Origin of the sequence: Candidatus Nanosynbacter featherlites (genome assembly GCF_005697565.1) — a bacterium.
Lineage (GTDB): Bacteria > Patescibacteriota > Saccharimonadia > Saccharimonadales > Saccharimonadaceae > Nanosynbacter > Nanosynbacter featherlites.
The window spans coordinates 447,759-471,631 of sequence record NZ_CP040004.1; the positions used below are offsets into that span (position 1 = coordinate 447,759).

Consider the following 23,873-nt stretch of genomic DNA (forward strand, 5'->3'; position numbering starts at 1 on the left):
TTATTGTAAATAATCAATTAGCGCTTGTCTGAGATCGCCGACGCCGCGCACGAATGCGTCCTTGTGAGTTTTGGGCGCAATGGCGTAGATAAAACCGAGCTTCTTCGCCTCTTTGACGCGGGCGTGCCAGCCTTGAGCTGAGCGGACTTCACCGCCCAAACCGACTTCACCAAACACCACCGCTTCGTCGCTCAGTTTGCGGCCAGCCGAGGCTGAGGCAATGGCCATGGCGACCGCCAAGTCCGCCGCTGGATCGCTGAGTTTCAGGCCGCCAACCACGTTGATGTAAATATCTTTGTCGGAGAGATTAAGCTTGGTGCGCTTTTCCAGCACCGCCACTAACAAATTCAAGCGGTTGAGATCAAAGCCACTAGCCGCCCGCTTGGGATAGCCAAAATTCGTCGGATTGACCAGCGCCTGAATCTCCACCAATAGCGGCCGCGCCCCCTCCATGGTCGCGAGGACGATGGAGCCGTCGAGATTTTGCCGCTCCGCTAGCAAACTAGCCGATGGATTAGCCACAATCTGTAGACCGTCCTCATGCATCTCAAAAATTGCCGCCTCATTGGTCGAACCATAGCGATTTTTCTGCGCCCGCACTACGCGAAAACCACCGTAGCGATCACCCTCAAAATTCAGCACCACGTCAACCAAATGCTCCAGAACTTTCGGCCCGGCAATTGAGCCTTCTTTGGTGACGTGGCCAACCAAAATCACTGCGGTATTCGAGGCTTTGGCGGCGCGAATGATGACGTTGGATGAATTGGTGATTTGACTGACTGAGCCTGGCGCTGAAGCAATTTCTGCCAGTGACAATGTCTGGATGGAATCGACGATCACCAGATCATACTGGCCAGTCTGGATGGACGCCGCGATGTCTTCGGCGCTATTACTGGACGCCAATTGTAAGTTCTCCGAGTCGACCGCACCCAGCCGCTCAGCCCGCAATTTGACCTGCGACACCGACTCTTCGCCACTGACATAGAGCACCGGTTGCTGCCGAGCAACAAACGCCGCGACTTGTGCCAGCAGGGTACTTTTGCCAATTCCCGGCTGCCCCGCCACTAGCACCACGCCGCCTGGCAAAAAGCCGCCGCCGAGCACCGCGTCAAGGTCAGCAATGCCGGTTGCCAGTCGCGCCTGTTTAGTTTCAGTAGCCGTTTCGCTGAGCTTGAGCGTGGTGAGCGCCTTGCCCTTACCGCTGCTGCGGGCTACCGCCGACGCACCAGTATCGACTGGTAGTTGCTCAACCAGCGAGTTCCACTCACCACAATTTTCACACTTGCCAACCCATTTCGGATAGCTAGCGCCACACTGTTGGCAAATGAATTGTGATTTTGCCCGGGCCATCACTCCACCGCCCTTTGACTGTCGAGGCTCTGACTGAGCCGATCAGCTTGCTCACCTAGCGTATTCAATTTTTCAACGTCAGCATTGTACTGATCGATCTGCTGGAGTAACGCAGCCTTTTGACTACTCAAACGTTGACCTTCGGCTTGCAACTGCGAACGCTCAGCCTGGAACTGCTGCTGTGAACCAAAACCACCACTGGTAGCTCGTTGATTGAAATCACGAATCTTCTCATTCAGCGCCGTCATCGACGTATCGTAACTTTCTTTTCGCTGCTTAATCACCGCTCGTTGCTGTTTCAACTTCGCCTGTAAAGTAGTCACTTGCCGCTCCAAATCAACAAATCGCTGATTGTATTTTGCGTGCAAGGCAACTACTTGTGAGCGGTCACTGAAAAATCGGGCATAGTGTGATTCCAACTCTGAGCCCAAGTCAGCATGTTCAGTACCCAAAATAGAATGAAGCTCGTTGGACCGAGATCCGGGCTGCGCTCGGTCGTAATATGCCATGCGTTCTTCCAGCTTACTGTCCTTCACTCTCGAATACGCCTGTTCCAACAGGTGGCCAAGTCGCTGCTTTTCCGCATCGGACAATCGCGACCACGCCGCGTGTAGCATTTCGTGCGCAGCCGTCACTTCTTTGATGCCGTCAAGCTCAGGATTTGGCACATTGTAGATATGAATGGTATCTTCCCCGGGCTTGTAACAACCCAAAATCGGACTGGCTTTTTCCGACCGACGACACTCAGCATTGAACTCATTGGACGATTCCAACCGCGGCTGTGTCACGTAAAACTGAAATCTGCCATGTTCTGACATGCCAGCATTTGTCGCTAATCGAGCAATCTCAGTACTGGGCTGGAATTGCCAGGCCCGCACATGATCGAGCACGAATTGCCGATTGAGCACCACCCAACCACTAAAAGCCAATATAACTACTGACAGTAAAAAGCTACCTAGTTTACTAATCTTCGACATCAATTATCACCTCACCTTTTTTCATTGACGCAACTAATGTTGATCCTACCTGCGCTTTCGACAGCACTGCTTCACTTAATGGATCTCCCAACAATGTCTGCACAGTGCGTCGGAGGCGCCTTGCTCCGCGTTCAGTGTCAAAGCCATGGTCAATGATGTGACGCTTGACACTTGGTTTAATCATCAGGTTCATGCCGTGACTCTCAATTGCCGCGCCAAGTTCGCTCGCAATAGTATCAAATATTTTACCAGCCACTGCCCGGCTCAGCGCTTGGAATACGATGATAGCATCAAAACGCTCAATCAATTCTGGTTTCAAGAAATCCTCCAAAGCCTGCCGCGCCGTCCGGTCGTTGTGTCGCTGTACATCCTTGCTACTGCGTTTCTTTGCGCCGCCAAAACCCAACGCCTCACTATTCATCATGCCCGCCGAACCAACGTTGCTGGTCAAGATGATGATGGTGTGGCGAAAACTAACCACTCGTCCTTGCGCGTCAGTCAATTGACCATCTTCCAGTAGTTGTAGGAGCAGATTCATCACATCTGGATGTGCTTTTTCAATCTCATCAAACAACACCACACTGTACGGCTGTCGACGAACTTTGTCGGTCAATTTACCGCCATCTTCATACCCCACATAACCCGCTGGAGCACCGACCAACCGACTGGTGGTGCTTTTCAGAAAATTCACTCATGTCAATTTTGATCAGGTTCTGCTCGCCACCAAACACTTCACGCGCCAACACGCGAGCCAGTTCGGTTTTACCAACACCTGTCGGACCCAAAAATACAAAAGATCCCATTGGCCCACTGTGTCGATTCAGTCCAGCGCTGTTTCGTCGAATGGACCTCGCCAATTCAGCAATTGCTTCAGTTTGCCCCAGCACAAATTTACCTAATCTATTCTCCAGCTTGATCAAGCTTTTGGCTTCGGCGTGCGCCAATTTCTTCACTGGCACACCAGTCATGGCACTGACCGCCGACCTCAAATACACTTCATCCAACCGCGGCAATATGTCCTCGCTCGCACCCAGATCACCAGCGCGTTTTTCCAATTGCTTCATTTGCGTCTTGAAACGCGCCGCTCGTTCGTAGTCTTCTGCTTCCACGGCCGCATCAATTTTGCCCGCCAGCCGCTTGATTTGCTGAGCTAATTTCTGGCGTCGACCTGGTTTGAGCGGCTGCTTTGAGCGCATCAACGCCGCCGCTTCGTCCAGCACATCAATCGCCTTATCTGGCAAAAATCGATCCATCACATACCGCTGGCTCAAATCTACCGCCAGTTTCACAGTCTCCTCGTCGATGCTCAGCTGATGATGCAGCGCCAATCGACTGCTCAGCCCCAACACCATCCGTACAGCCTCTTCCGTCTCTGGTTCCGCCACTACGACCGACTGAAATCGTCGACCCAAAGCAGCGTCTTTCTCAATGTATTTGCGGTACTCATCAAAAGTCGTCGCACCGATCACCCGCACCTCACCACGCGCCAAGGCTGGCTTCAGGGCGTTCGCCGCATCCATTGAGCCCTCGGCAGAACCAGCGCCGACCAGCAAATGTAGCTCATCGATAAACAAAATAACTTCTTGATGTTCCTTAGCAACGGCTAATACTTTTTGCAAGCGTTCTTCAAACTGTCCACGAAACTTCGTCCCCGCCACCATGGAAGCCAGATCAAGTTGGATGATCCTTTTTCCCTCCAAAAATGCTGGCACTTCACCATCGACAATTCGCTGTGCCAAGCCCTCAACAATTGCGGTCTTCCCCACGCCCGGCTCGCCAATCAATGCTGGATTATTCTTGCTACGCCGACCCAACACCGTGATGACACGCGACAATTCTTTGTCCCGCCCAATCATTGGATCTACCAGCCCCTGCCGAGCTCGCTCTGTCAAATCATTGCCAAACTTCTCTAGTAGCTTGATGGACTTGCGCTCAGTCGTCGACACTGACTCAGTTTGTTGGTCGGCTTCCGACTGCTGCCTATCAAACACGCCCTCCAAGTCGCCACGGAGCGCCTCCAAATCAACGTTCATATCACGCAAAATCCTAGTAGCCCGTGCTTCGCGCTGCGTCAAGATGCTATACACCAAATGCTCCGTACCAATTCGCGATTGTCCAAATTCCAGCGCCAGCTCCCACGCCATGCGCACTGTCGCCAAAACATCAGCCCGCACTCCATGGTCAACAACCGCAAATACTACCGCACTCGGCGTCAATTCCAGCGCCGTCTCAACGCGGTCAAGCGTCACACCGCTTTCCGCCAAGATTTTAGCACCCAGCGAAGAATTCTGAGCCAATATCCCCAGGAGAATATGCTCAGTTCCCACATACGGGCTTCCTTGATTTTGGGCAATCACACCAGCTCGCTCAAAGCTAGCCCGCGCCGTATCTGTCAGGCGCGATTCCAGCTCAGAGAAATCTCTCGGCTGTTCCATTATCGCCTCCTTTCATCGCTTATCGGCGAATATCTCAAGTACTTCGCCAATCTTATTCTGCTGTTTCCTCAATGGCATTGAACAGACTATCTTCTACGTTCTTGCGAGGCTTGTTTTCAGCTGGTTTAGCAGCCGCCTTTGCCTCGATGTCTAGTTCATAACCGGTCAGCCGACTTGCCAAGCGAACATTCTGCCCAGCCCGGCCGATGGCCACTGATTGCTGATCCTCGCTGACATAGACGGTTGCTCGCTTTTCGTCTTCATTGACCGTCACGCTCAGCACTTCCGCCGGACTCATGGCATTGGCGATGAAGCCAGCCGCGTCTTCCTCAAACGGAATGATATCAATTTTTTCCTGCTCGCCAATTTCGTTCATCACCGCCTGAACACGCGTGCCGTGACCACCGACAAAGGTACCGACTGGGTCAACGCCTGGCAGCGCCGATGCGACCGCTAGTTTAGTGCGGCGACCAGCCTCGCGAGCAATGGCTTTGATTTCCACGGCGCCCGTTTCCATCTCTGGCACTTCCTGACTGAACAAGAACCGCACAAATTCTTCATTGCCGCGGCTCAAGATCAACTGCGGACCGCGACCTTCGCGTTCGATGTCCTTGATGTATACTTTGATGCGGCGGCCAACCCCGTAGTATTCGCCAGGAATCTGCTCGGACTGCGGCATGATGCCAACTGCTTTACCCAGCTCAATCCGCACCACGCGCGGCTCAACCCGCTGAATCGTACCGGTTACCACCGTGCCAATTTTATCTTCAAATTCTGCCAGCACCACCTCACGCTCTGCCTCACGCAACCGCTGCAAGATCACCTGCTTGGCGGTCTGGGCTGCCACCCGGCCAAATGTCGTCACGTTGTGGGTCTCGACCGTCACTTCGCTGCCCAGCTCAGCTGCCGGGTCAACGGTTTTAGCTTCGTCGAGGCTCATTTGATTGACGTCATTTTCAACTTCTTCAACCACGGTTTTGACAACCGACACCACAGCCGTGCCACTATTGATGTTTAGGCTAGCGCGCACCAGCTGCTCACGGGTACCGTTGTCACGCCGCCACGCTGCGGCGATGGCCTGCTCGATTACCTCTAGAACTGTCTCTTCTGGTAGGTTCTTTTCCTCAGCAATCGTCCGCAACGCTAACGTCAACTGCTTAATGTTCAAATCTTCCATACTACTCTCCTTTATCACTTATGATTATACCACGATACGAGGCTGCGCTGCGATGCACATATCCTCATACGAAAAATTCCGACCTTGGCGGCCGGATGTACACTACACATTCTATACCAGTTCGCTGGCCATGTCAAGCATACCGCGTAGTCCGCGCCTTCTCCGTGCCATATCGAGCAAAGCGGTCCTGCAAAGACCGGCCGTAAACCCAGTAAACGGCTGGTCAAAGAGGGTGAATATTTCGGCATACTCTTTATTTTCCGTCACCTTAACACCCGAGAAGATATTCGCGCCCTCATTATACTCACGCCGCATATCATTGATGAGCACTCTTGATGCAAAACGCCCAATCACCCTATCAATCTCCCGCTGGATACGATTCAACTCATCCATGATGGCATAATAATTACGACTATCCTTGTCCATGCCATATTGTTCTCGCAATGATCTACCCGGGGCTCTCTCGACAACGGCGGCAGGTGGTGAATAGCCATCACCTACCAAGGCCAATACTGACGAGGTCGTGATGTCTGAATTATCCTGCTCAAGTTCTTCGCCTAACATATTCAACGTGAGCGTTTGTATCTGCGCCTCATCCTTATCCCGATGTCGCTTACTCAAATACGGAATGTCAGGACCTGGATCAATAACATAAGCATGTAATGCACCTAATCGAGCTGCGGCAATCTTATTTTGTATCACCTTTTCTTTACCCCGCCCATGATATTGCATCCAATCTGGATTTCGGCTGACCGACGCAATAGCCGTCAGCTCCAAGGTTCGCTGAAAACCCTCATCATCAGCCAGCTCTGGACGGAATAAAACCGCAGTCACTTGATGGTTTTCCTGGTCCATCGGCGACTTGACCGGATACTGGCGAATATGCTCACTTTTCACTTTATTATAATAGCATTTTATTTCTTTATTGTCAATGTGATTGTGTCCGTGTCGTTGCTTATTTTGTCTTTCTATGACATAATACTACTATGTTTACCATCCGCTCGACCGATAAAGATGGCCAGCCAAGTTTTCAAGTGGACATCGCGCCAAACTGGCCTATTTTAGACCAAGCAAAAACAAATTGGTTGACTGGCAAACCGGCTACTGTCGACAAAGTCCCTATATATCCTGAAACACGCGACTGGGTACTTGGGCCGGCTATTCAGGTTTATAAAGAAACAACGTTCTATCTAAAAGATAACCGGATTCCAGATTCTCCAATCGAGACAGCCAATGATGAAGCACGTTGTGGCATAATGGATCACTACGTTAACCCTGAATATATTGCAACATTATTATTGATGCCCCACCTCAATAAGGTATTTGACATTGATTCGCCCGAAGGAGTCGCGTCAGCTGAATCGTATTTGAACCGCAAAATAGGTTCAAAAGTACTCCGCATGATATTTAAAAATATTCCTGAATTAAAGGACCCTATTTTGCGAAGAACAATCGACGGCTCTCTAGTGGAAACACAAGAAGATATCGCTCTGGCTGTTGAAGCTCGTAAAATTAATGGGCTATCACCAGATGACGAGTCGGTGAGGCTCATCAGGCAAGCCGCCTGCAAAAAAGTTGACAGACAACTCTCCGCCATGCGAGATGCCATGACAGAGCTTGCATATGTAAGCGGCACCCACCTGCCAAAACATAAGCCAGAGCTAAGCGCTGCCGACAAAAAAGCAGTATTTGCCGAAATGATTGCATCCAAATATCAACAGACGGCTGAATCCTAACTAACTCAACCCTTACATTTTTCCAGAACATTGGCAGAGGCTTGCTTTTCAGCATCAGTGACCCACAAGTGATATTTTTTCTTCACCGCAATTTGCCGGGCAACATATTGGCAGCGAAAATCCTTGTTAGGCGGCAACCAAGTTGACGCATCGCTATCACCCTTATTCTGATTTGCCTGTCCTTCTGACGCCAACAAGTTCAGTGGGTCATTCGCTATTTTTTCCCTGTCAATCGCTGACAAATTCTGCGCGCCCTTTTGCCAGGCGTCGCTCAGCGCCACCACATGGTCAATCTGTACTTTAGAACTGGTTTTTTCACCACGCTGAAAATGAATGGTTTGACCAGTATATGGATCTTGCAAAACACCAGAAAGCACCTTGCAGCCTTCGCCCACTTTTTCATCACTCAAGTCCCTCGCTAAAATCACTTCACGCACTGAGCAACCATCAATTTTGCCCCAGCCGTTGCCAAACTGTTTGCGCGTATAGCCCGTTTTGGGCGCACGACCTTTTACTTCCAGTTTGTTCAATTCATCAAGTGCGTTCGAACTGCCGAAATATTGTTGCTGCAGAGCAGCCGGTACAGGAGCCAGCTTTGGTTGTGACAGTTGCGACGACCACACCGCCAAAACCGACAGTACCACCACAAACAAGGCCATGATACGCCTGCACTGCAATTTTGTCCCTCTCATACCTCTAGTATATCGAATACCGTAAGCCTTTTCTACCTGCCCAATCTCACAGTCCACAAATGATATAATGAGACTATGACAAAACTCAAGCATTTACTCGACACATTCACGCCTCAGCACTATAACCTAACCCTCGACTTGACACGCGCCGAGGAAAAATCGTTTTCTGGCACAGTGATTATTTCCGGCGAGTCGACCGACCAGTCGATTTCGCTACACGCCAAAGATTTGACTATTCACTCGGCGTTGATCGATGACCGGCCTGCTGAGTTCTCTCATGGTGAATTTGATGAATTACAGCTGTCGCGCCCAGACCTATCCAGCGGTCAGCACACCGTTCGCATCGACTTTTCTGGCACCATCACCGATGCTATGCACGGACTGTATCCGTGCTACTTTACCCACGACGGCATCAAAAAACAGCTGTTTGCCACCCAGTTTGAATCACATCACGCTCGCGAGGTGTTCCCGTGTGTTGACGAGCCAGCTGCCAAAGCGACGTACGACGTCACGCTCGTAACCGCACCAGATTTGACCGTCCTTGGCAATATGCCCGTCGCTGAAACATCTGAGAAAGACGGCGCGCTGACAACCACTTTTGCCACCACACCGCGGATGAGCAGCTACCTCCTTGCCTTTGTCGTCGGTGAGCTACACAAAAAGACCGCTCATACCACCTCTGGCGTCGAGGTAAATGTTTGGGCAACACCAGCACAAAGCGAGGAGACTCTGAATTTTGCACTAGACATCGCCACCCGCTCAATTGATTTTTATGATGAATATTTTGGCGTACCATATCCGCTGCCAAAGTCTGACCACGTGGCGCTGCCAGATTTCTCGTCGGGTGCCATGGAAAACTGGGGGCTCATCACCTACCGCGAAAGTTGCCTGTTGGCTGACCCGAAATTAACGCCAGAATCATCCAAACGCTTCATCGCCACTGTCATCGCTCACGAACTCAGCCACCAGTGGTTTGGTAATCTGGTGACTATGCAGTGGTGGAACGACCTGTGGCTAAACGAAAGCTTCGCCAACATGATGGAATACGTAGCAGTCGACGCGCTACATCCTGAATGGCGGATGTGGGAAGAGTTTGCCGCTAGCGACGTCACCATAGCCCTTCGGCGCGATAGTATGGATGGTGTACAGCCAGTGCAAACTGATGTTAGTCATCCGGATGAAATCAGTACGTTGTTTGATCCGGCAATTGTCTACGCCAAAGGCGGGCGACTGCTGGTGATGGTACGGCGGCTGATTGGCGAGGAAGCGTTTCGCACAGGACTAAAGTCATATTTTGAAAAATTTGCTTACCAAAACACTGTCGGTAATGATTTGTGGCGGGAGCTAGAAACCGCCAGCGGCCAGCCAATTATTGCACTGATGAATACCTGGATTTCACAGCCAGGGTTGCCAATCGTGCAGGTCGAGCGAAATAATTCTGACGAGCAACCCACCACCACGCTGCGCCAAGAACGATTTTTCATCGGTGACTATCAGCCATCCGATGCCTTGTGGCCAATTCCATTGTTCGCCAACCAGCCACTTGATGACGAAATTTTGACCGAGCGCGAAAAGACATTCACCATTGAAAAACCGCTGCAGCTGAATTGCGGACTGAACGGGCATTTCGTGACCAAATATGATACTGCTATTCGTGAGCAACTGCTAGCCAACATTCACGAACTACCTACTCTGGACAAAATCTGCCTACTCCAAGACGCTACATTGCTAGCTCGGGCTGGATTTGAAAGTTCAGCTTCACTCCTGCCACTGGCGCTATCGCTGAAACATGAAACCAACGAAAAGGTTTTCGACATGGCGGCTGGTGCACTAGCGGAGCTACGCAAATTTATTGACGATGATGACGACGGCAAAGCCCACTTGAAGCGAATTTCTGGTGAGTTTGCCCGTGCTACGTTTGACGAACTGGGCTGGGACGAAACGCCTGGTGAATCTGACGACGACCGCGAGCGACGCGTTACCGCCCTGGGACTGATGATCTATAGCGAAGACCAGGTAGTGCTGGCGGAAGCCAAGCGGCGGTTTGACGGTCAACCCCTCGAGGAATTACCAACAGAAATCCGTTCACTAATCATCAGTGCCAATGTGCGACACTTTGAGACACCAGAGATGATTGATAGCCTGTTCCAAACCTACCAGCAGACGCCATCAAACGACCTGCAAGCCGACATCACCCTGGGACTTACTGCTACCAAAAACCCTGAAACTGCGCAAAAAATCCTTACAAATATCAAGCGCCCTGATATCATTCGTCCGCAAGATGCCAGCCGTTGGTTTGTCTATCTCATCCGCACTCACGAAAGCCGCCAGCTCACCTGGAATTGGCTGAAAGACAATTGGCAGTGGGTCGAAACAACCTTTGCTGGTGATAAAAGCTACGACGATTTCATCCGCTACGCCGCCATTGGACTGACAACCGGCGGTGAATTAGCTGACTTCCGCCGCTTCTTTGAGCCGATGCTGAGTATCCCGGCCCTGACCAGGACGATTGAGCTGGGCATCACAGAAATCGCAGCCCGGGTTGAGTTGATTGAGCGAGACAAGGCGGGCGTGCTCTCTGCTTTGCGAGTGGCACTGTGATATATTATGCCACATTTTTGACAAAAATGCTTGACATTTTATGATATTAGTGATATATATAGTATTAGCTTTTGCTCAAAGTTTTCCATAAAGGGCAAAAGTTGCCCTTTAGCTTTTGAGCAAGACGGGAGTGAAAGAATGGATACCACCGACATCTGCCTGGCCTTCCCGGGCATTGGTGCCTTCATGTTCTCTCTTGATGAGAGCATCAAGGAGAGCTTAGCTGGGCGACCGGCTGAGCAGCAGTCTCAAATACTACGCAACCTAGAACGCCAGATTACGGCGTTTCTAGCCTTAGAGTGTAGCGGGATACTCGCCCCTTATACGGGGCTCAGCGAGGAGATTGATGACCTACTCGCTGAATGCAGTAGGAAAACTGGGCAGCGTCTCGCCGCCTGCGACTTCTGACACACAAGGGCCCGCCCGCCGAAAATAGCTCGCTGAACAACAAAGTTCGGCTTGAGCTCGTTCGGTGGGCTATTTTCTTGCCTAATTTACTCTAATATTACCTGTTCTCTTACCATCGGTGGATCACCCTCGACAGCCACCGCCAATAATCGCATGTCGCATCCTTCATATTGCGGATGCTTTGCTATGAATAATTCAGCCGCAAAGCGCATTTGCTGCTGTTTTTTGGCGGTAATCGCCCCCAGCCCACCACCAAAGTCATCGTTTTTTCGATATTTAACCTCAGTAAACCACAGCACGTCATCTTTCACGCTGACAATATCAATTTCGCAGTACCGCGTCCGCCAGTTGCGAGCGATAATCTCATGTCCGTCCGCCGCCAGCCAGTCCGCGGCGGCCTGCTCACCCGCGTTGCCAATGTCGCGAGTAGTGGACGTTTCAGCCGAACGCTCACGAGACATCTCCAGCGGAAATGCGAGTGAAAAGTGTACTCTGACGGAGGACGGTAGCGAACCCGCCTCCATATACTTCTGTAGCGGCGCAAAACTCAACCGATGTAGCGGCGTCACGCCCAACCGTTCAATCGCCGCACGGTGCTTCGCCACGCCATAGCCAGCATTTGACGCGAAGCCGTACTCTGGATAGACTGCATCTTGCTCGGCCATGAACTGGTCACGCGCCACCTTGGCGATAATCGACGCCGCCGACACACTAGGAACCAAACCGTCGGCCTTGGCCATCACCGTCACATATTGCTCCAGCGCTGTATCCGCCAGAAAATTGACCGTCCCGTCAATGATAATTTCATCAAATGCCAAGTTCTTCTCTTTGCACTGCGTCTGAATTTGCTTGACCGCTCGCCGTGTCGCCAGCCTTAGCGCCTGACTCATGCCAACGTCGTCCAATTCCTTGGCACTCACCCAGCCCAGCGCCCACGCAGCCGCCTGCTCACGAATTACCTTATCCAGCACCTCGCGGCGTTTTTTAGTTAACTTTTTACTATCATCCAAACCCTCAATCTCAGCACCGCCCAAAATCACTGCGCCAACTACCAGCGGTCCCGCCCATGGCCCGCGCCCAACTTCATCAATGCCGAGGATCATACCCATCATTATAACAAAAGGTTACGTCCTACACAGAGTATTGACTTATCATAATTTATATGCTATATTAATAATGACTTTTCACCCAGAAGGCTGTCGTCAAAGGGCGAAAAGCGCCCTTTTAGTCTTCTGAGTTTTTCCTGAAGGGAGAGTCATGATGAACGTTGTCTCTGTTATTGGAATTGTCTTCTACATCCTATCGATGGGTGCCATGTTTTGGTGGCAGGAGAAAAAAATACGGTCACAATATCAGTATATAACGTTATTGGAGGGGATGGTATTACACTTGTCCCTACACAGGGATATCCTCAGATTTATTGAAAACGGAGAGGAGGAGCTCGAAGAAGAGAGCAAGGGCTAACCGCCCGCCTAGAGAATAGCTCGCCTTGAGGTTACAGACCTCGGCTTGAGCCTCTCGGCGGGCTATTTTCTTTTACAAACCGCCAGCCCATCCAGCCCAGCCACACCGTCGCCACGCCCAATGTATTCGCCAAGATATCCCAACTGGTATCATCCAGCGTGATACGCGCTAGCCCTGTCTTCACCATATACAGTTCCGCCAGTTCGTTGATGCAGCCCAACGCCGACACCAACGCAAACACCGAAAATGCCATTACCAACCAGTGGGATTGCCAGCGCATTGCTAGTACCAGGTACACCCACAATAACCCGGTAAACAGTCCACCGCCCACGAAATGCGTGGTAAAACTGGTGTCTCGCCCCTCAATCAGCGGTGACGGCAAATACCACGAGATGAAGAATAGCACACAAGCGAGGTATAACAGCCAGCGATACTTCTTTTCGTCAGTGAAGCCATGACGGCGCAACACATATGGCACTACACATGCCAAAGTCACGGGAACGAACACAGAGATATAATGAAAGATCGACATATTGGCATTATACCATGAGAAAACCGCCCCCAGAGAGGGCGGTCTGTTTACCTCAAAACCAATTACGCTTCTTTATGGCGAGCTTCTACTTCAGCAGCCTTGGCGTCAAGTTCTGCCTGAGCAGCGTCTTTTTCAGCCTGCTTGGCAGCGGCAGCTTGTGCAGCTTCCTCTTTCAAGCGTTCAGCTTCTGCTTCAGCCTTGGCGTCGTGCACGTTATTGACAGCCACGCGGTCAAAGTTTTTGGCGGTCAGGCGAGCTGATTTACCAGAACGCTTACGTAGGAAGCTGAGGAACTTGCGGCGAACCTTGGCACGGCGGACGATTTCCACCTTTTCAATCAGCGGGCTGTGCAGCAAGAATGATTTTTCCACACCAACACCTGAGGCGATTTTACGAACGGTGATGCGTGAGGTGTGCGAGCCTTTGTTGTCAGTGCGGATGACCACACCTTCAAACATCTGGATACGCTCTTTATTGCCTTCTTTAATCTTCTGGTAAACACGAACAGTGTCACCGCTGCGGGCGTCAACAACTGCTTGCTTTTTCTGTGCTTGATTGACTTTGTTGATTAGCTCAAAACTCATGATATTTCCTATCTTCCAAACCTGTCACGGCTGGCCACGCAGCTGTACCCCTGCGGCTCCACGCCTAACAAAGCTTGAATAATTTAACTCTGTACAACTTCAGTATATTTTAGCATAGAACATGAAACTATACAAGATGATCTAGCGGTTATAATGGATACCGCGAATTGCTTAATTCTACAGATTCCTCAAAATGGCGTTAATCGATTTCTCTTGACCATAACCAACCCAGATGTCATGGTCGTGATCATCGTCATCATCGTCTAGCTCGACAAAAGTGCTTTGTTTGGTTACGCCATATTTTTGGCGCAAATCCTGACGGCTATCATAGTCAACCTTCAAAATCTGCACACCAGCTGGTATTGGGCCTTCACGCAACACCTTGTCAAACGCCTAGCAATCACCACACCACGGAGCATGGAAAAATAGGATTGTCTTCCTGTAGGCATGCTCCATGGTATTGCCGTCGGTATAGTCAGCATAGCGACCAGCGTTTGGATTGACTGGCTGTTGCGAACCAGTTGACGGATGAGATTTTGGCTTTTTCTGGGTGTCTGATTGAGATTGGTTAGAAGATTGTCGTGAATTATCCTGCCGTACCGCTGATTCATTAGCTGGAGTTTGCAGTCTTAGTAGCCAAATAGCCCCTGCTACACCCACAATAATAACAGCGATTATAATACTTGTAACAACAATATACTTCTTATTCATGCAAATAGTATAGCAATGGTTATGCTAATTTGTAAGACAATATAAAAACACCCCTCTGACTAGGTATTTAATGGAGAAAAAGCCCTAGATGGAGTACAATAGTAATATGGATTACAACAAATTAGCACTTGAATTACACGAAAAATATAAGGGCAAAATCACCACCAGTTTGCGTGACCAGGAGGAGCTGGACCGCGATAAATTGAGCTCATACTACAGCCCGGGAGTGGGTGCGGTCAGCCAAGCAATTGCCGAAAACCCGGCGGACTTGCCAAAATATACTTGGACGAATAATTTGGTCGGTGTCATCTCTGATGGCTCGGCCATCTTGGGCTTGGGCGATTTGGGGCCAAAAGCCGCCATGCCAGTCATGGAAGGCAAGGCGCTGTTGTTCAAGCACTTCGCCAATGTCGACGCTGTGCCAGTTGTCCTGGATGTTCACGAACCAGAGGAAATTATCGCTACGATCAAAGCAATTGCGCCGAGTTTTGGCGCTATCAACCTGGAGGACATCGCTGCACCAAAGTGTTTTGAGATTGAAGAGCACCTGAAGGCTGAGCTGGACATCCCCGTATTTCACGACGACCAGCACGGTACGGCGGTCGTGGTGTTGGCGGGGCTGATCAATGCCGCGAAATTAACCGGACGAAATTTGGCGGACTGTAAATTTGTGGTCATTGGCGCGGGCGCAGCTGGCACGGCCATCATTAAATTATTGCATCTATACGGCGCAAGGAACATTGTGGCGGTAGATAGCCGCGGCATTGTTGGCTCGTCTCGCACGGACTTGAATGCGGAAAAAACTGCGCTTCTAGAATACATCGACGCTTCGCAAGCCGGCTCCATCGAAGACGCCATCACTGATGCCGACGTGTTCATCGGCGTGTCGCGCGCTGGGCTACTCACGCCGGAATTGGTGCAGAAAATGGCTGAGCATCCAATTATCTTTGCCCTGGCCAACCCAGTGCCAGAAATCATGCCAGATGTCGCCCGACAAGCCGGTGCCGCTGTTGTCGCCACTGGGCGCAGCGATTTTCCAAACCAAGTCAATAATTCCCTGGCCTTCCCGGGTATCTTCCGTGGTGCACTAGACAATGGCGTGAAAAAAATCACCGACCAGCACAAACTGGCTGCTGCTGAAGCTTTGGCTGGGTTGGTCGAAAACCCAACTGCTGATGAGATCATCCCTTCGCCGTTTGATGAGCGAGTGCCGTCAACCGTTGCTGCAGTGATACAGTAATAAGTCTTTCACTAAAATATATGAGCCGCGCCTAAATGACGCGGTTCACTTCTTCTATGGTGGTTTCGCCGCGAAGCGCCGCCAGTACGCCAGCCTGCAGCAGCGTAATAGTCCCCTGCTTTTTAGCGACTTCTTCAATAGCTTCGGCGTGGATATCAACAATGTCTCCACGCAAAAACTTCTGAATTTCTTCGGTCACAATCAGCTGCTCCATCACTGGGATACGCCCCTTATAGCCAAATGGTGCTTCTGGCGTCGACACTGGTCGCCACAACTTAAATGTGTCCAAATCTGGGCAATCAACCGTGTCAGGAATTCCTTTCAGTGTCTCCTTTACCCAACGGCGAGTAGCTTCATCTGGCTCGTATTCTTCTTTACTGTCGTCATGCAGTCGCCTGACCAATCGCTGAGCGATCAGTAGCCGCACCGCCGAGCTAAAGATAGGATTTTGCCCAATCATATCAATCATACGACTAAACGCTGCCGCTGTTGAATTAGCGTGGAATGAACTCAAGACCAAGTGTCCGGTGATCGACGCCTGAATGGCAGTACGCGCCGTCTCATTGTCACGAATCTCACCCACCATCACTACGTCCGGGTCCATACGCAAGACACTGCGAAGACCGTCGGCAAATTCCTGCCCAGCCGTGGTGTCAATGGGGATTTGTGTCACGCCAGGAATGGTGTTTTCCACTGGATCTTCCAGGGTGATGATTTTACGGTTAGTGGTATTCAGTGCGTTCAAAATGCTGTAAAGCGTGGTTGACTTACCAGATCCCGTCGGACCAACCATCAAAACCATACCGCGTGGATGCGAAATAACTTCATCAATTTGGGCGCGCTCAGCCGGAGTAATACTTAATAGGTCCAGATTTAACATGGCGGTATCAAAGTTAAACAAACGCATCACCACGTCTTGGCCATACACCGTCGGGACTGCCTCAACACGCAAGTTCAGCAGATGCGAAGCACCGTCACGATAGATCTCCTGCTGCATGTGTCCAGACTGCGGTTCGGTCGCAGCCGTAGAAATATTCGCACGGGAAGCTAAGGTAGCCATGATGACACGGTAGCGGTCACGACTGAGCTCAGCCACTGGGTGCAGTGCGCCATCAACACGCATGCGGATGCGGATTGACTCACGCTGATTTTCAATGTGAATGTCGGATGCGCCTAATCTATCAGCTTGATCAACGATATAATTAAAAACATCATTTGAACTGACCGTTGCCAGTGTTTGGCTCACCTGTTGCAGCGTCTCGCTGTCGCCTTCTTTGGCAATTTCAATGTCATCATAGACGATACTCTTTGGCGGATCGAACCGTAGCATAAATGAACGAAAAGCCGCGCCTGATATCAAGAAAAAGTGTGCAACTTTACCAACTTCGCGATAATCCTTTGTCATTTTAGCAATCAACGACTGAGGCGTCTGCGAAGTTACGCCAAAACGGTAGGACAGATCAGTGTCATTGTGCGCTAGGGGGATGATACGCCCTTTGTACATCTCATCAATTGTCAAAATATCTCGTTCCAGCGGCAAGTCAGCCTCAAAACTGCGGGTATCTAAATATTGCAAGCCTAAAATTGACGCTCGTTTCCTGGTAGCATCTTCGTCTTGCTGGCGACGACGTATTTGAATAGAATCTTCATCCATCACCAACATTATAGCAAAGTGCTTATGATTTAGCGAATGATATAATGAGTTCATGCGACCAGAAATTACGCTTATTTTGCACAATATTCGTTCGACGCACAATGTCGGCGCTATCTTTCGTACGGCAGAAGGCCTGGGAGTAAAGCGAATTGTCATCAGTGGCTATACCCCGTTTCCAGATTTGACTATCATCAATCAACCAGACCCACGGCTGCCACACCTTGTTGAAAAGATAACCAAGCAAATTCACAAAACAGCATTAGGCGCTGAGCAAATGGTTCCATTTATGCGCTACGAGACGCTGGAATATTGGCTGGAGGAGAATGAGCGTACTGGCAATCTACCGATTATCGCACTGGAGCAGGCGCCAGATAGTATTTCGCTGCCAGATTTTACTGCACCAAAAGCGTTCGCGTTATTATTGGGCGAAGAAGTTGACGGCATATCGGCTGAGCATTTAGCGCGTTGCACCGCAACAGTAGAAATCCCAATGTTTGGCAATAAAGAATCATTCAATGTCAGCGTCGCCTGTGGCATGGCACTATATCAGATGATATGTGGCTGATGATTACGTCAATTTGATACATTCTTCGCCCAGCAACGCCTTTAGTTCTTCAAGTAGCTGAGGTGCTGGATCGACTTTGAACGGCAGTCGAATGGCCGACTTGTGGTCATTTTCACCAAGCACCAACACAACATCAGTGATCCCTGGCGACGTTGAACATATCTTTTTGAGTGAAATCAGTTTGTCGTGGTCGCTCGGGTCTTTTACTTGCAGAAACAGGCGCGCAGGTGGCGTCTCGGGAGTTGCCGGCCGGGTAGCTGGTTTGGATGGATTTGACGATTTGGCATTAGCCGGAGTAGTAGTCTTGGTTTTTTGAGCACGGAAGTTTGCCCGCTTTTCTTTTTTATACTGGGCGCTTACTTTTGGTGCATCCATTTTACGACCCGTTGATTCATAGCTGGTGATATCACTGTCGGTGATAATCTCAATTTCATCAGCAATCATCTTGCTTTCTGACCCCAAATTACCGTCCCGATCACGAGCTGAGTTTTTACCGGTCACCCGCACCACCGAGTCTTGGACGAGCTTGGCGCCAACTTGCTCATACAAATTTGGGAAAACGATCACTTCACCTTCGCCAAATTTGTCCTCGAGGCCCACGAACGCCATTTTGCTGCCAGATTTGGTGATGATAGTGCGAACGTTCGTGATGATGCCACCAATTGTCATGAGTCGGCCATCATATTCTGGTACCAGCTGGGTCAATGGCTGCGTTTGCTCAAGCAAGTATGTAGCGTAAGCATCCAAAGGATGTGCCGAGATGTACAGACCCATTAGTTCGCGTTCCCACGTCAAGTACTCCTTATCATTCTTGTTCGGCGACGGCATCAACTGCATGGTCGGCTGAGCCACAGCCGCGTCATCACCCAGCATGCCAAACAAATCGGTCTGCCCACTAGCCGCTTCTTTTTGAACTTTTTGCGCAAAGGCGGTGATAGTATCTAGGTTAAACAATAAGTCGTGGCGATCACCAAAGCTATCAAATGCGCCACATTTGATGAGTGACTCCCAGGCCTTGCGGTTAAACTTGCTGGTCGATACTCGCTTGGCAAAATCTTCGATACTGGTGAATTTGCCATTCTCACGGGCGCGCAATAATTCTTCCACCGCGCCAACACCAACACCCTTGACCGCTGCCATGCCAAAACGAATTTTCTTTTCACCAGGCACCACCGCGAATTCAACGAACGACTCATTGACATCTGGGTTGAGCACTTCGATGCCCATGTGCTTACACTCAGTCATCTCGATAGCCAGGCGTTCGGTGTCGTCCTGGTCGCTAGTCATCAGCGCCGCCATGAAGGCGTCAGGATAGTGCGCCTTGAGGTATGCCGTCCAGTAGGCGATCAGGCCGTAACACGCCGCGTGCGACTTATTGAAACAGTAGTTAGCGAATTCTTCCAGCGCATCCCAGAACTGCTCAGCAATTTCCTTGGTCGCACCACCAACCTTGACTGCGCCCTCGACAAATTCTGGTTTAACCTTTTTCATCAGGTCGATTTTCTTTTTACCCACCGCTTTACGCAGGGTGTCAGCCTGGCCGCCGGTAAAGCCACACCACTCTTTGGAAATCTGCATAAATTGCTCTTGATAGACCAAAATGCCGTAGGTATTCTTCAGCGAGTTTTCCATACCAGGGTGCAGATAGGTAATTTCTTCCTCGCCATGTTTACGCTTGATGAATGAGTCGATAAATTGCATCGGCCCCGGGCGGTACAACGCCACCATGGCGATAATGTCTTCAAAGACGCTCGGTTTGAGCTCACGCAGGTACCGCTTCATGCCGGCCGATTCCAACTGGAAGACACCGGTGGTATCGCCACGCTGGAATAATTTGTAAGTTTCTTCATCATCTAGCGGCAAGTGCGACAGATCGATGTCCGTTTTGTAAACTTTACGAATAATGCGCAGCGCGTTGTTGATGATGGACAAGTTAGACAGGCCCAAAAAGTCCATCTTCAGCAGTCCCAGTTCCTCGACCGGACCCATTGGATACTGCGTTGCCACCACGCCCTTTTGCGCCATCTCGAGCGGCACGTATTTTACCAAATCATCTGGCGCGATCACCACGCCGGCGGCATGCACGCCGTGCGAACGAATGGTCCCTTCTAGCCGTGAGGCAAAGTCATAAACCGTCTTAGCGGTTGGGTTGGTCTCGTATTCTTTCTTGAGATCAGGATCTTCCTCTAGCGACTTTTTGATCGGTACATGACGGCCCTGGACTGGCGGTGGGATGAGCTTGGCCAGCCGGTCAGATTCACCGTATGGAACTTGCAATACCCGCGCCACGTCACGCACCGAAGCACGCGCTGCCATGGTGCCAAAAGTACAGATATTGGCGACTCGTTCTGAGCCGTATTTCTTGGCACAATATTCGATAACCTCGCCGCGGCGCGTATCTTGAATGTCGATGTCGATGTCGGGCATGGAAATACGGTCGGGGTTGAGGAAGCGTTCAAACAGCAGGTCATAATGCAGCGGATCAAGGTCGGTGATGTTCAGGGCATAGGCGATGATGGAGCCGGCTGCCGAGCCACGCCCTGGTCCGAAAATAATTCCCTGAGATTTACCCCAGTTGATAAAGTCCTGAACGATGAGAAAGTAGCCGTTATAGCCCATCTTGTCGAGCACGCCAAACTCCATGTCTAGCCGCTCGATTTGATCGTCAGACAACATGGCACGCAGCTCGTCGTTTGGCAGTTTCTTTGCGTCCTCCAACTTCATGCCAGCGTACCGCGCCGCCATGCCGCTATACACCAGATGATCCAGATATTCTTTTTCAGACTCGCCGTTTGGCGTCGGGAATTTCGGGATGAGAATATCGCCCAGTTTGATCTCCACGTCACAGCGGTCAGCGATGGCTTTAGTGTTGGCAATTGCTTGTGGGTTGGTTTTTTGCCACCGCGAAATAATGTCTTCTGGTGTCGTCAAATGCAGCTCAAAATCCTTCAAACTCATCCGCTTTTCATCACTCAAATACGCGCCAGTGCCGACGCACAGCAAAATCTCATGCGCTTCTTGGTCTTCGTGATTAAGATAATGACCGTCGCTGGTCACCACACAGGGAATATCCAGTTCCTTGCTAATCCGCTCAATGTAATCATTGACCTTTTTCTGCTCCGGCCAGTGACTGCGCGCCTCGGGATGACCGTGATCTTGCAATTCCATATAGTACCGATCACCAAACACTGACTTGTACCAGCCAGCGATTTCCTTGGCTTTGTCATAATCATCATTGCGCAAATTCTCACCCAGCTCACCACCGATACAGCCGGACATACAGATGATGCCTTCGTTGTATTGTTCCAGCAGTTCGTGATCAATGCGCGGTTTATAGTAGACGCCTTCGAGGTTGGCGATGGTACTGAGCTGCATCAGGTTTTGATAGCCCTTGTGGTTCATGGCCAGCAGCGTCAAGTGATAGCGCGCCTTGTCCTTAGCTGGGTCGCGGTCGTGACGACTCCGCGCCGCCACGTAGGTTTCGATGCCGATGATTGGCTTGATGCCAGCACTCTTGGCTGCTTTATAAAACTCAATGACGCCTGACATCGTACCATGGTCAGTGATAGCACAGGCTTCCATACCGAGCTCCTTCACTCGGGCGACCATGTCAGGGATTTTGGTTAATCCATCGAGCAGTGAGTGGTGAGTGTGGTTGTGCAGGTGTACGTAATCAGACGGTTTCAAAACCGCCGACATACCGCCGTTATTTTTCCCCTCTGTCGTCATTAGTCTTAGTATAGCACGTTAGCGGCGACTCTGCATGGTGTTGATCAGTGTATTAAAGAAGTCAGCAAGTGGCGGGAACACGTCAACTAGATGACCCAGTACCCAAACTAAAATAGTCACCGAAAGAGTGGCACCCAGCACTGAGCCAAAGCCAAAAAAGATGCCGCGCCAAAAGTTCATGCCGTAAACCTGACGGCGAGAACGGTGAAAATCATAAAACAAATCTTCCAAAATTGCCTGACGGGCGCCATTTTCATTGTCACGAACAACTTTTTTAGTAGCCCTTTGTATTAATGACTTTTCTGAAGTATTATTTTTGACCACGTTTTGCCTTTCGCGTAAACTTTTTCATCAGTGCCCCCAGCGCTAAGGCTGAAGAAACAACCGAAAGCATTGATGATGCTTCAGCGTAATTCTGCTGGATAGCTCGTGAGTGCTGCATGGTTTTTTGGACGTGACGGCTCAGGCTGATTACCAAACAAATCAATGTGATAACGATAATCATCAAGGTAGCCAAAACAATTGACAAAATGATAACAACTTCATTCATAGTGTTATTATAGCCTATTTCAAACGATCTGTCAGATGTTGACGCAGTGCGGGGCCAAGCTTTTCATCTCGCAGCCCAAAGTCAATGATAGTTTTGAGATATTCAAGTTTATCACCGGTGTCATAGTACGTACCGTTGGTGATTTCCACGCCATAGAAGTTATGCCCTTCATCAATCATACGCTGCATAATTGGCTGAATGGCAAACTCACCGTGGCCATTAAACTCCTGGCGGGCGCGCTCCAAGTACGGGAAGAAATCAGCCGCCAGCAAATAGCTACTCACACTAGCCAAGTCGCTCGGCGCGTTGGCTTTACCCGGTTTTTCAACAATGTTCGTGATGGCAATCGTTCCGTCATCGAGTTGCTGACCAGCCGCGATGCCATAGCGATCAAATTCTGCATCATCAATGATTTTCTTGCATGACAGCACTGCGCCATCCAATTTTTCTGCAGCAGCAACCATCTGTTGAAAACGGCTTGGTGTCGCGTCGATAAAGTCGTCAGCAAACGTATAAATCACTGGCTCATCCGGCCCAATCAAATGCGCAGCACATGCCAAAGGAGTCGCGTTACCATATGGGCCCTTTTGGCGAACATACACGAAGTTAGCCATTTCCGACAGTGAGTGAACCAGGTCAATCAACGGGCGCTTCTTATCGCCACCAGCCCGCAAATTTGCCAGCAAATCTTCGTTCGGCACGTCAAAATGATCTTCAATGGCACGCTTGTTGGCGCTTCCGACGATGATGATGTCGCGAATACCGGCAGCAACCAGTTCTTCCACAACGTATTGGATGATTGGCTTATCAATCAGTGGCATCATCTCCTTAGGCATCGCTTTAGTTTGTGGCAAAAACCTAGTGCCAAATCCTGCCGCTGCAATCACTGCTTTTGTCGGTTTTCTCATATCTCGTTCTCCTTTGTTATCGCCTTATTCATCAAAAAATCTTTCACCGTATCTCGCAGTGCCGCATAATCCAAATTCTCCGAATCAACGATCACTGTTGTGATATTATCCGCAACCAGTGGACGATATTTGTCACGAATTTCGTGTTCCGTCAATTTATCATATAGATCATCAGTGTGCACTGAGTGGCGATGACCAGATCGTTTGCGATCGTAAAATCGCCGCTTTACTTCCGCCAAGCCGCACGTCACGTAAATCTGCAGAATTGGTCGATGTGGGCTATGCCGCAAAATCTCTTCTGCAGCTGACGTTTGCAATGCCGACTCAATGATAATCTGCTCACCCAATTTCTCAAATTCAATACCCAATTCCAAAACCGCCCGTCGAGTCACACGACCCAAGGCGCTACTCTGCTGATCAGTGTATGTTCCGCCCAAATGGTCAGCCAAAAACTCCTTGACAGCATCTTGCGCGACACCGCGTACCCCTAGATCTTGCACCAGACGTTTCACTAACGTCGTTTTACCAGATCCAGGGATGCCAGTAATGATGATCATCAG

General features: G+C 50.2%; 23 protein-coding genes and 1 pseudogene. 6 read left to right on the forward strand and 18 right to left on the reverse strand.

Annotated elements, in window-relative coordinates; genetic code table 11:
* The 6 genes and pseudogenes from radA to FBF37_RS02370 form a co-directional block, all read right to left on the reverse strand.
* Nucleotides 1–1,350, reverse strand: coding sequence for a DNA repair protein RadA (gene radA, locus FBF37_RS02345; protein WP_138079112.1), 1,350 nt, complete (start codon nt 1,348–1,350; stop codon nt 1–3).
* Nucleotides 1,350–2,327 (reverse strand): hypothetical protein, encoded by a 978-nt coding sequence (locus FBF37_RS02350; protein WP_138079114.1) that lies wholly within the window; start codon nt 2,325–2,327, stop codon nt 1,350–1,352. The genes radA and FBF37_RS02350 overlap by 1 nt, the downstream gene beginning before the upstream one ends.
* The gene (locus FBF37_RS04230) at nt 2,314–2,583 is read right to left on the reverse strand and encodes a hypothetical protein (RefSeq protein ID WP_420887534.1); all 270 of its coding nucleotides are present in this window, start codon (nt 2,581–2,583) and stop codon (nt 2,314–2,316) included. The genes FBF37_RS02350 and FBF37_RS04230 overlap by 14 nt, the downstream gene beginning before the upstream one ends.
* Before the next feature lie 87 nt (nt 2,584–2,670).
* Nucleotides 2,671–4,762: pseudogene (locus FBF37_RS02360) on the reverse strand (ATP-dependent Clp protease ATP-binding subunit); the annotation flags it as partial.
* 52 nt (nt 4,763–4,814) lie between these two features.
* Entirely contained in the window at nt 4,815–5,939 is a 1,125-nt protein-coding gene (gene nusA, locus FBF37_RS02365) for a transcription termination factor NusA (RefSeq protein ID WP_138079120.1), read from the reverse strand.
* Between the two features lie 111 nt (nt 5,940–6,050).
* Entirely contained in the window at nt 6,051–6,836 is a 786-nt protein-coding gene (locus FBF37_RS02370; protein ID WP_138079122.1) for a hypothetical protein, read from the reverse strand.
* 89 nt (nt 6,837–6,925) lie between these two features.
* On the opposite strand from FBF37_RS02370, the gene FBF37_RS02375 reads away from it, so the two are divergent.
* A complete protein-coding gene (locus FBF37_RS02375) occupies nt 6,926–7,675 on the forward strand; it encodes a hypothetical protein (protein WP_138079124.1) in 750 nt (249 codons plus the stop codon).
* 5 nt (nt 7,676–7,680) lie between these two features.
* Here FBF37_RS02375 and FBF37_RS02380 read toward each other — a convergent pair whose 3' ends face one another.
* Complete coding sequence (locus FBF37_RS02380; protein ID WP_138079126.1) at nt 7,681–8,367, reverse strand: HNH endonuclease family protein; 687 nt, start codon at nt 8,365–8,367, stop codon at nt 7,681–7,683.
* Nucleotides 8,368–8,442: 75 nt separating this feature from the next.
* On the opposite strand from FBF37_RS02380, the gene FBF37_RS02385 reads away from it, so the two are divergent.
* Together FBF37_RS02385 and FBF37_RS02390 are read left to right on the forward strand one after the other, a co-directional pair.
* The gene (locus FBF37_RS02385) at nt 8,443–10,968 is read left to right on the forward strand and encodes a M1 family metallopeptidase (protein ID WP_138079128.1); all 2,526 of its coding nucleotides are present in this window, start codon (nt 8,443–8,445) and stop codon (nt 10,966–10,968) included.
* A gap of 138 nt (nt 10,969–11,106) precedes the next feature.
* Nucleotides 11,107–11,376 carry a hypothetical protein gene (locus FBF37_RS02390; protein ID WP_138079130.1) on the forward strand — a complete coding sequence of 90 codons (270 nt, stop codon included), beginning with the start codon at nt 11,107–11,109 and terminating at the stop codon, nt 11,374–11,376.
* Between the two features lie 86 nt (nt 11,377–11,462).
* On the opposite strand, the gene rnhB is transcribed toward FBF37_RS02390, so the two are convergent.
* Nucleotides 11,463–12,479 carry a ribonuclease HII gene (gene rnhB / locus FBF37_RS02395; RefSeq protein ID WP_236861220.1) on the reverse strand — a complete coding sequence of 339 codons (1,017 nt, stop codon included), beginning with the start codon at nt 12,477–12,479 and terminating at the stop codon, nt 11,463–11,465.
* Nucleotides 12,480–12,633: 154 nt separating this feature from the next.
* Between rnhB and FBF37_RS02400 the strand changes: the two genes are divergently transcribed.
* Nucleotides 12,634–12,840: a hypothetical protein gene (locus FBF37_RS02400; RefSeq protein WP_138079134.1), complete on the forward strand. Its 207-nt coding sequence runs from the start codon at nt 12,634–12,636 to the stop codon at nt 12,838–12,840.
* 31 nt (nt 12,841–12,871) lie between these two features.
* On the opposite strand, the gene FBF37_RS02405 is transcribed toward FBF37_RS02400, so the two are convergent.
* The 4 genes from FBF37_RS02405 to FBF37_RS02420 form a co-directional block, all read right to left on the reverse strand.
* A complete protein-coding gene (locus FBF37_RS02405; protein WP_138079136.1) occupies nt 12,872–13,372 on the reverse strand; it encodes a hypothetical protein in 501 nt (166 codons plus the stop codon).
* 62 nt (nt 13,373–13,434) lie between these two features.
* Nucleotides 13,435–13,956: a 50S ribosomal protein L19 gene (gene rplS, locus FBF37_RS04235; protein ID WP_411912119.1), complete on the reverse strand. Its 522-nt coding sequence runs from the start codon at nt 13,954–13,956 to the stop codon at nt 13,435–13,437.
* Nucleotides 13,957–14,133: 177 nt separating this feature from the next.
* Nucleotides 14,134–14,337, reverse strand: a complete 204-nt coding sequence (locus FBF37_RS02415; protein ID WP_138079140.1) for a hypothetical protein — start codon at nt 14,335–14,337, stop codon at nt 14,134–14,136.
* A 12-nt stretch (nt 14,338–14,349) separates the two neighbouring features.
* Nucleotides 14,350–14,667: a hypothetical protein gene (locus tag FBF37_RS02420; RefSeq protein ID WP_138079142.1), complete on the reverse strand. Its 318-nt coding sequence runs from the start codon at nt 14,665–14,667 to the stop codon at nt 14,350–14,352.
* Between the two features lie 106 nt (nt 14,668–14,773).
* Between FBF37_RS02420 and FBF37_RS02425 the strand changes: the two genes are divergently transcribed.
* A complete protein-coding gene (locus FBF37_RS02425; RefSeq protein WP_138079144.1) occupies nt 14,774–15,907 on the forward strand; it encodes an NAD(P)-dependent malic enzyme in 1,134 nt (377 codons plus the stop codon).
* Nucleotides 15,908–15,938: 31 nt separating this feature from the next.
* Here FBF37_RS02425 and FBF37_RS02430 read toward each other — a convergent pair whose 3' ends face one another.
* Nucleotides 15,939–17,561, reverse strand: a complete 1,623-nt coding sequence (locus FBF37_RS02430; RefSeq protein WP_174843587.1) for a GspE/PulE family protein — start codon at nt 17,559–17,561, stop codon at nt 15,939–15,941.
* Between the two features lie 52 nt (nt 17,562–17,613).
* Here FBF37_RS02430 and FBF37_RS02435 point away from each other — a divergent pair, with 52 nt between their 5' ends.
* A complete protein-coding gene (locus tag FBF37_RS02435) occupies nt 17,614–18,126 on the forward strand; it encodes a TrmH family RNA methyltransferase (RefSeq protein WP_138079729.1) in 513 nt (170 codons plus the stop codon).
* Between the two features lie 3 nt (nt 18,127–18,129).
* Here the strand turns inward: FBF37_RS02435 and FBF37_RS02440 are convergent, their stop codons facing one another.
* Genes FBF37_RS02440 through FBF37_RS02460 form a run of 5 tightly spaced genes read right to left on the reverse strand, consistent with a single transcriptional unit; the run spans nt 18,130 to nt 23,870 of the window.
* Nucleotides 18,130–21,855: a DNA polymerase III subunit alpha gene (locus tag FBF37_RS02440; RefSeq protein WP_138079148.1), complete on the reverse strand. Its 3,726-nt coding sequence runs from the start codon at nt 21,853–21,855 to the stop codon at nt 18,130–18,132.
* A gap of 18 nt (nt 21,856–21,873) precedes the next feature.
* Nucleotides 21,874–22,179: a DUF5665 domain-containing protein gene (locus FBF37_RS02445; RefSeq protein ID WP_138079150.1), complete on the reverse strand. Its 306-nt coding sequence runs from the start codon at nt 22,177–22,179 to the stop codon at nt 21,874–21,876.
* Nucleotides 22,166–22,405: a hypothetical protein gene (locus FBF37_RS02450; RefSeq protein ID WP_138079152.1), complete on the reverse strand. Its 240-nt coding sequence runs from the start codon at nt 22,403–22,405 to the stop codon at nt 22,166–22,168. Before FBF37_RS02450 ends, FBF37_RS02445 begins: the two co-directional genes overlap by 14 nt.
* Before the next feature lie 14 nt (nt 22,406–22,419).
* Nucleotides 22,420–23,313: a UTP--glucose-1-phosphate uridylyltransferase gene (locus FBF37_RS02455; protein ID WP_138079154.1), complete on the reverse strand. Its 894-nt coding sequence runs from the start codon at nt 23,311–23,313 to the stop codon at nt 22,420–22,422.
* A complete protein-coding gene (locus tag FBF37_RS02460; protein ID WP_138079156.1) occupies nt 23,310–23,870 on the reverse strand; it encodes a P-loop nucleotide/nucleoside kinase family protein in 561 nt (186 codons plus the stop codon). Before FBF37_RS02460 ends, FBF37_RS02455 begins: the two co-directional genes overlap by 4 nt.
* Nucleotides 23,871–23,873: the final 3 nt, after the last annotated feature.